The following is a 7,324-nucleotide window of genomic DNA, read 5'->3' as shown; positions in this document are numbered from 1 at the left end:
TCATCGCCGAGCTGGTGGAGAACGAACTGGACCTGGATCGGTTCTATGCCTCCTACCGCAAGGCCAAGGGCCAGCCACCGTATGATCCGCGGCTGATGCTGCGCATCGTGCTCTACGGCTACTGCGTCGGCGTCAGGTCTTCGCGTGAGCTGGAAAAGGCCTGCACCGACGTGGTGGCCTTCCGCTGGCTTGCCGCCCAGCAGGCGCCGGACTTCCGCTCCATCGGGCGGTTCCGCGAACGCCATCTGGCCGCGTTGGCGAACGTGTTCCTCCAGGCCCTGGAACTGTGCCGGGCCGCGGGCATGGTCAAACTCGGCCAGGTCGCCCTGGACGGGACGAAGGTCCGCGCCAACGCCTCCCGGCACAAGGCCATGTCCTACGCCCGGCTCACGGCCAAGCAGAAGGTCCTCGCCGATGAGATCAGCGACCTGATGGCCGAGGCCAAGATCGTCGATGCCGACGAGGATGCCCGGTTCGGGCCCGGCAAGCGCGGGGACGAGCTGCCCGCGGAGCTGGCCGACCGGCAGCGTCGTGCCGCGGCAATGGCCACCGCCCGGGCATCGATCGAGGCCGAAGCCGCGGACAAGGCCCGCGCCGCAGCCGAAGCGAAGGCCCGGGACCGCGGGGACGATGATGACGAGATCACCGGGGCCGGGGACAAGGCCGCCGAAATGGCGGTGCCGAAGCCGAAAGCCCAGCGCAACTTCACCGACCCGGATGCGCGGATCATGACGACCGCCGACGGGTCCTACCACTACTGCTTCAACGGCCAGGCCGTGGTCGATGCCGGCCACCAGGTCATCATCGCAGCCGAAATGAGCGCTGACGCCAACGACTACGGGCAGCTGGCGCCGATGGCCGAACACGTCCAGGGAAACCTGGGCCGGATGCCCGGGCAATTGTTGGCCGATGCCGGGTACTGCTCGAACGCAAACCTCGAACACGCCCGCGACCTGGAAGCCGAGCATGGGACCGGGTTCCTGATTTCCACCCGGCGCATGAAGCACTTCACCCCGATCCCGGAGACACCGAGGGGAAGGATCCCGGCGGCTGCGACCCTGGGCGAACGGATGGCCCGGAAACTGAAGACCATCCCGGGCCGGCAGGCCTACGCGAGGCGCAAGGCCATCGTCGAGCCGGTCTTCGGGCAAATCCACACCCGCCAGGGCAAGCACGTGCTGATGCGCGGGCTGGAGAAGGCCGCCAGTGAGTGGAAGCTGCTCGCGGCGTGCCACAACCTGATGAAACTACACCGATTCCAGGGGAATCCGGCCACCTGACCGCAGGCGGGCAGGACCACCAGGCCCCGCGCCTCTGCCCCCTGGCCGCTATCGAGGCCTCTGGGAGATCATTGGAATGGCCAACAGCGGCAACCGGCCCGACCTGAACGCCTTGGCTCATTGAGCGCCGATGCCGGTAGGTCTTTCGTCCGGGACACTTGTCGGCGTCGAGGCACTACTGACCCACACACCTAGCAGAGTGGAGACCGTACTTATTCGGTCCATAATAACGGCCTCAACCTCTAACGGTCCCGAGCCGGGAACGAGCCAGCCCGTATTGTTCTAGACACGAGCAAGGCGCCCTGATCGACTGAACGTCGAGAAGACTCGCGCGTGCAGCAAATGGTCACCTGGAAAGGTGGAACCGGTGGGCATTTGAATCAGAGGTCCACCCGGACAGTCAGCTGGTCGGCGGGGTTGCCGGTGGCAGCTTAGGTCAGTCGGCGGCCTGGTTGACGCGCACCATGTTCCCGGACGGGTCCCGGAAGGCACAGTCCCGCGGACCCCACGGCTGGTCGATCGGTTCCTGGAGCACCTCGGCTCCGGTGGCGCGGACGCGTTCGAAGAGGGCATCGACGTCGTCAGTGGTGAAAACGGTCATGGGGAGCACGCCCTTGGCGAGAAGTTCCTGCATGGCGTTCCCGTCCTGTTCGGAGCGTCCTGCGTGCGGATCCGAGAGCACGATTTCGGCGTTGCCCGGCGAGCCGGAGCCGAGGGTGACCCACCGGTGGCCGCCGCCGGCGACATCGTTGAGCACCTCGAGGCCGAGCGCATCACGGTAGAAGGGAATGGCTTCATCCACGTCCTGGACTGTGACGTGGCAGTACTTGAGTGAAATGTTCATGTCACCAACATTAGGCACCGGGCGGCGAGGGCACTTCTCGGATCCTGCTCGGTTTGACCGACGTTGGACGGGCGTTGATCCGGGCCAGGCATCCTGGCATCGCCTCGATGGCCGCGTGGTCCCGGGCACGGTACTGCGTCGGGGTCTCGCCGGCGATCTGGGTGAAGCTCGAGCTGAAGGACCCCAGGGACGTGCACCCCACGGCCATGCAGGCATCGGTGACCCCCACGCCCCCACGTAACAGTGCCATGGCCCGTTCGATCCGGCGGGTCATCAGGTAGGCGTAGGGGGTCTCGCCGTAGGCGGCCTTGAACCGACGGGAGAAGTGGGCCGGGGACATCAAGGCCCGCGCGGCCATGGTCGGCACGTCCAGGGGGCTGGCGAAGTCGCGGTCGATCAGGTCCCGGGCGCGACGCAGGTGGGTGAATTCGGCGAGCTCGTGGGCTTCCATCGCTGCCGGCTATTCCGCCAGCAGCCCGGCGATCGGTTCCGTCAGCTCGGGTCCATCATTCCTGACGTTGCCCACGGCCGAGGCTACCTCGCGCAGGGTCCACTGTCCGGCGACGACATAGGCCTCGGCCCGGATCTGCTCGACCAACGGAGCGGCTTCCTTGTCCCCGGGATTGAGCCACTCGGCCATCGACTCCCGATCCAGTGGGATGGGCAGCCGGTCATGCAGGCCGTGCAGGTCGTCGAGGACGTCCGATTCCCCCGTGGCCTCGGGTGAGGCCATGGTGAGGATGCTGCAGCTGAGCAGCCATCGTTCGTCGTCGTCCTCCGGCTTGGAAGCGTCCTTCCACCAGTCGTAGATGCCGGCGAAGTAGATCAGCGAGTCGTCCTCCGGGTGGACGAAGAAGGGCCGCTTGGTCGCGGCTTTGCCGGTGCCCGACTTCTTCCACTCGTAGTAGCCCTCGGCGGGGATGGCGCAGCGTCGGGACTTGATGGCCGAGCGGAAGGTGGGCTTTTCCAGAACCGTCTCGCTCCGGGCGTTGAAGGCACGCACGCCGACGGAGGGGTCCTTGGCCCAGATCGGCACCAGGCCCCACTTGGCCACATGGACCTGCCGGGCGACCTCGTCATCGACCAGGCGCTCCAACACGATGGGCACATCAGTGGTCGGGGCGATGTTCCAGGATCGGCGCAGCTGAAGGGCGTCATCGGCCTCGGCTTCCGCGTCCGCCACCAGATCCCCGATGGCCCGAGCCATGACGTATCGTCCACACATGGAATAAGGGTCTCACAGCACTGGTTGTGCTGGATATGACTGATCTGAAGACCGCTGAATACGTCCCCGAAGCCGGTGCCGTCACCATGTTCACGACCTCCTGGTGCGGCTATTGCCGGAACCTGAAGAAGGCCATGGATGCCGATGGCATCACCTACCGCGAGGTCAACATCGAGGAGGTGGAGGGAACCGCCGAGATCGTCGAATCGGTCAACGGCGGCAACCAGACGGTGCCGACCTTGCTCTTCGCCGATGGTTCGGCCGTAACGAATCCCCGCATTGAGCAGGTCCGTGAGCGTCTCTGACGGCTCTATGACAGGATGAAAGGTGCCCGCGGCCGTGCCGCACGGGCACCTTTTTCTTTACCGAAATGGGCCGTGATCCACGGCCGAGAGGATGGAAACCACATGCCACAGAAGGTCAAGGCCGTCGTCGTGAAGGCCAAGGACGCGCCGGTCGAAATCGAAACCATCGTCATCCCCGATGCCGGGCCCGGTGAGGCCGTCGTGGACATCCTCACCTGCGGGGTCTGCCACACCGACCTGCACTACAAGCTCGGCGGCATTGGCGACGAATACCCCTACCTGCTCGGCCACGAGGCCACCGGGGTCGTCAGCCAGGTCGGCGAGGGCGTCTCCAACGTGGCCGTCGGGGACCGCGTGGTGCTGAACTGGCGGGCCGTTTGCGGCGAATGCCGCGCCTGTGCCAAGGGCCAGCCCCAGTACTGCTTCGACACCGCGAACGCCACCCAGAAGATGACGCTCGAGGACGGCACCGAGCTCTCCCCGGCCCTGGGCATCGGGGCCTTCGCGGAAAAGACGCTCGTCGCCGCCGGACAGTGCACCAAGGTCGACGAGGATGTCGACGCCGCTGCCGTGGGCCTGCTGGGCTGCGGCATCATGGCAGGCATCGGCGCCGCCATCAACACCGGAGAGGTCAAGCGCGGGGAATCCGTGGCAGTCATCGGCTGTGGCGGCGTGGGCATCGCGGCCATCGCCGGTGCCCAGCTGGCCGGGGCCACGACCATCATCGCCGTGGACATCGACCCGGCCAAGGTCGAACTGGCCCGGAAGATGGGTGCCACGCACGGGGTGAACTCCAAGGAGCAGGATCCGGTGGAGGCCATCCAGGAACTGACCGGGGGCTTCGGTGCCGACGTGGTCATCGAGGCAGTGGGCCGCCCGGAAACCTACAAGCAGGCGTTCTACGCCCGCGACCTCGCCGGCCGCGTTGTGCTGGTCGGCGTTCCGACCCCGGAGATGCAGCTGGAATTGCCACTGTTGGACGTTTTCGGCCGCGGCGGATCGCTGAAGTCCTCCTGGTATGGCGACTGCCTGCCCTCACGCGATTTCCCGATGCTGGTCGAGCAGTACAAGCTCGGCCGGCTGGACCTGGATGCCTTCGTCACCGAACGCATCGGCCTGGGGGACATCGAATCCGCTTTCAACAAGATGCATGACGGGACAGTGCTGCGTTCGGTGGTGGAACTCTGATGCCCGCACAGATCCAGAACCTGGTCACCTCCGGCACCTTCAGCCTCGACGGCGGAACCTGGGACGTCGACAACAACGTGTGGATCATCGGCGATGAGTCCGAGGTCATCGTCATCGACCCTGCCCACAAGCCGGCCGCCATCGTGGAGGCCGTGGGCGGCCGCTCCGTCAAGGCCATCCTGCTCACCCATGGCCACGACGACCACATCCGGTACGCCCGCGAATTCGCCGATGCCGTGCGGGCCCCGATCCATCTGAACCCGGAGGACCAGATGCTCTGGGAGGACGTCTTCCCGGGGACGACACCCGACGGGCAGATCCACGACGGTGACACCTTCGAGATCGCCGGGACCACGCTCCGGGCGATCCACACCCCGGGCCACTCCCCCGGTTCGACGTGCTTCCACGCACAAAAGCACGGGACGCTGTTCTCCGGTGACACGTTGTTCAAGGGCGGCCCCGGGGCCACGGGCCGCAGCTACTCGAGCTTCGAGACGATCATCGATTCGATCCGCGACCGGTTGCTGGTGCTGCCTCCCGACACGGTGGTGAACACCGGCCATGGCGAGTCCACGAGCATCGGTGCCGAAGCGCCGCACCTGCAGGAATGGATCGACCGCGGCGAATAGGCGGCATCCGCCGGGCGCCGGCGTGAGGAAACGGTGATGGCGGGTCCTGCGAGGCCCGCCATCACCGTTTTCATCAGCCGCCGGCCTCACGGCCCCACCACGGTGTATCCGCGATGAACTCCACAGCGGTGATGCCCTTCCCATAGCGTCTTCGGGCGCCGAGGAGCAGCCGGGTGCGGTGGCGTCCGTTCGCCACCCGGTAGCGTCGTCCCGCCCAGGACCAGCGTCCACCCACCTCGAACCGGTGCGCCTTTCCGCGGACCTGTGCGGCGGCGTCCATCAGCACGGCCTGGGCCAGCTGCGGTGGGCTTCCCAGCATGACCAGCTCCGGGTGCCGTAGCTTCGACAGCCCGATCGTGTAGGACAAGCGGCCGGACGGGTCCTCCGACTCCACATGCTGGATGGTCCAGCCGACCCGCGCGATCTGCCGGTCCTCCCGCCGCTGGGCCTCCTCCACCGACATCCCGTCACAGATCTGGCACATCAGGCACCCGCCTTGCCGCGGACCAGGTCCACGACGGCCGCCGGCCTCAGCGCCGAGGCCGGGGCCGCCGGCGCCGGGACGACCTGCAGCACCCCGATGATCCCCTCGTAGCGGATGATCGCCTGCGTGAGCTCGATGGTGTGCGCGTAGCGGCGCAGTAGCAGTTCTTGTCCGTTGGGTCCGGTGGCCGCCCCGGGTTGCAGCCGGGCGGGCCACGCCCGGAGCCGGTCGACCAGGGCATGGAGGATCCCGTGCGCCGTGCCGTAGGCCATGTCGCGGATGATCAGCTCGGGTTGGTCCATCCCCGTCAATCCGACCGTATAGGCGACGGGAACACCGCGCCGTCCGATCGCGTGCTCGATGAACCAGTCCCCCGGGGCCGGTGCCGCCCCCGGCTCCAGCTCCCGGGCCATCGTGCTGCAGTTGGTACACATGATGCCTCCTCGGTGGCATCGGCCACCCCGTCGGGGCCGTTGCCATGCACACCAGCATCTGCAGCGAAGCCGTCCCCCGGCCTCGGTGGACGCACACCTGTGCACAACGCCGGTCCCAGGGAGCCTGTGGCGGTGCAGTCGGGACGCCGGGTTAACGGCGCTGCACTGCTCCGGGGTCAAGCAGCTGCGTGTGTTGCGCGTAGGCGGCCAGCAGCGCCCGCTCGACATCGTCCACCGTGGTGCCCGGCACCAGATCCTCTGCGGACCCTGCAGTGGCCGGATCGAACGGCAGTTCCATGTCCCGGTAGACGGCCTCGAGCACGCGGCGCAAGGGGGCGGAGTCCTCCACGACGAACACGCTGGCGAACAGCCAGGCACCGGCGACCACGCGTTGTGCTGTCCCGACGAGTTTGACCGGTGCCCGCACCACCGACGAGGGGCCCGGCACACCGTGGACGCTGAACTCCCCCGGGCAGTATTCGCCGGGGATCTCCCCGACCCCGGCGTCGATGCCCAACGATCCCAGCGCATCGGCATACAACTGCCCCAGGACCCTGAAGCGTTCCTGGTGTCCCGTCATCGCCTGGCCGGCCGGCTCGACGTGGTCCACGACCAGCGTCCCGCGGTGGTAGGCGGCGGCCCGCCCGCCGGCCTTGCGCACCACCGGCGCAAAGCCGAGCCCGCGTGCGGAGGAGGCTGCGTCGTCGTACCCGGGCAGCCGGACGTCACGCTGCCCGAACGCCAGCGTGGGTTCCGGCCGGTACAACCGCAGCGTGGCCGGTGCCCCGCCGTCGCGGACGCGTTCGAGCAGCCGGATGCCCTCGAGCAGATCGTCGCCGGGATCCCCGGTGGGCTCGGAGCGCCAGACGGTCAACGGCTGGTTTGCTGCGGGATTCCAGGCACTCATGTCCTCGATTCTAGATGTGGGCGTGCCG

10 protein-coding genes are annotated in these 7,324 nt (G+C 67.4%); 4 read left to right on the top strand and 6 right to left on the bottom strand.

Going from position 1 to position 7,324, the window contains the following annotated elements; translation table 11 throughout:
• Window positions 1–1,280: transposase (locus ACN0TP_RS17330; RefSeq protein WP_417221048.1), on the top strand; the 1,280-nt coding region annotated here is incomplete at its 5' end.
• A 436-nt stretch (window positions 1,281–1,716) separates the two neighbouring features.
• On the opposite strand, the gene ACN0TP_RS17325 is transcribed toward ACN0TP_RS17330, so the two are convergent.
• From ACN0TP_RS17325 to ACN0TP_RS17315, 3 genes are read right to left on the bottom strand one after another with little or no spacing between them, the layout of a single operon-like run.
• Window positions 1,717–2,124, bottom strand: coding sequence for a VOC family protein (locus tag ACN0TP_RS17325; protein ID WP_417221046.1), 408 nt, complete (start codon window positions 2,122–2,124; stop codon window positions 1,717–1,719).
• Window positions 2,125–2,134: 10 nt separating this feature from the next.
• On the bottom strand, window positions 2,135–2,575 hold the full coding sequence (locus ACN0TP_RS17320; RefSeq protein ID WP_417221044.1) for a helix-turn-helix transcriptional regulator: 441 nt from the start codon (window positions 2,573–2,575) through the stop codon (window positions 2,135–2,137).
• A gap of 9 nt (window positions 2,576–2,584) precedes the next feature.
• A complete protein-coding gene (locus ACN0TP_RS17315; RefSeq protein WP_417221042.1) occupies window positions 2,585–3,349 on the bottom strand; it encodes an SOS response-associated peptidase in 765 nt (254 codons plus the stop codon).
• 35 nt (window positions 3,350–3,384) lie between these two features.
• On the opposite strand from ACN0TP_RS17315, the gene ACN0TP_RS17310 reads away from it, so the two are divergent.
• From ACN0TP_RS17310 to ACN0TP_RS17300, 3 genes are all read left to right on the top strand, one after another.
• Window positions 3,385–3,654, top strand: coding sequence for a mycoredoxin (locus tag ACN0TP_RS17310; RefSeq protein ID WP_417221039.1), 270 nt, complete (start codon window positions 3,385–3,387; stop codon window positions 3,652–3,654).
• A gap of 102 nt (window positions 3,655–3,756) precedes the next feature.
• Window positions 3,757–4,842 carry an S-(hydroxymethyl)mycothiol dehydrogenase gene (locus ACN0TP_RS17305; protein ID WP_417221037.1) on the top strand — a complete coding sequence of 362 codons (1,086 nt, stop codon included), beginning with the start codon at window positions 3,757–3,759 and terminating at the stop codon, window positions 4,840–4,842.
• The gene (locus ACN0TP_RS17300; protein ID WP_417221036.1) at window positions 4,842–5,471 is read left to right on the top strand and encodes an MBL fold metallo-hydrolase; all 630 of its coding nucleotides are present in this window, start codon (window positions 4,842–4,844) and stop codon (window positions 5,469–5,471) included. The genes ACN0TP_RS17305 and ACN0TP_RS17300 overlap by 1 nt, the downstream gene beginning before the upstream one ends.
• A gap of 73 nt (window positions 5,472–5,544) precedes the next feature.
• On the opposite strand, the gene ACN0TP_RS17295 is transcribed toward ACN0TP_RS17300, so the two are convergent.
• The 3 genes from ACN0TP_RS17295 to ACN0TP_RS17285 form a co-directional block, all read right to left on the bottom strand.
• Window positions 5,545–5,955, bottom strand: a complete 411-nt coding sequence (locus ACN0TP_RS17295; protein ID WP_417221035.1) for a DUF4262 domain-containing protein — start codon at window positions 5,953–5,955, stop codon at window positions 5,545–5,547.
• Window positions 5,955–6,389 (bottom strand): DUF4262 domain-containing protein, encoded by a 435-nt coding sequence (locus tag ACN0TP_RS17290; RefSeq protein WP_417221033.1) that lies wholly within the window; start codon window positions 6,387–6,389, stop codon window positions 5,955–5,957. Before ACN0TP_RS17290 ends, ACN0TP_RS17295 begins: the two co-directional genes overlap by 1 nt.
• A gap of 151 nt (window positions 6,390–6,540) precedes the next feature.
• The gene (locus ACN0TP_RS17285; protein WP_417221031.1) at window positions 6,541–7,296 is read right to left on the bottom strand and encodes a lipoate--protein ligase family protein; all 756 of its coding nucleotides are present in this window, start codon (window positions 7,294–7,296) and stop codon (window positions 6,541–6,543) included.
• Between the last annotated feature and the right edge of the window lie 28 nt (window positions 7,297–7,324).

The organism is Arthrobacter sp. (assembly GCF_048266065.1).
Classification (GTDB): Bacteria; Actinomycetota; Actinomycetes; order Actinomycetales; family Micrococcaceae; genus Arthrobacter_H.
Note: the sequence above shows the minus strand (reverse complement) of the source record. Positions and strands in the feature narration are given on the sequence as shown.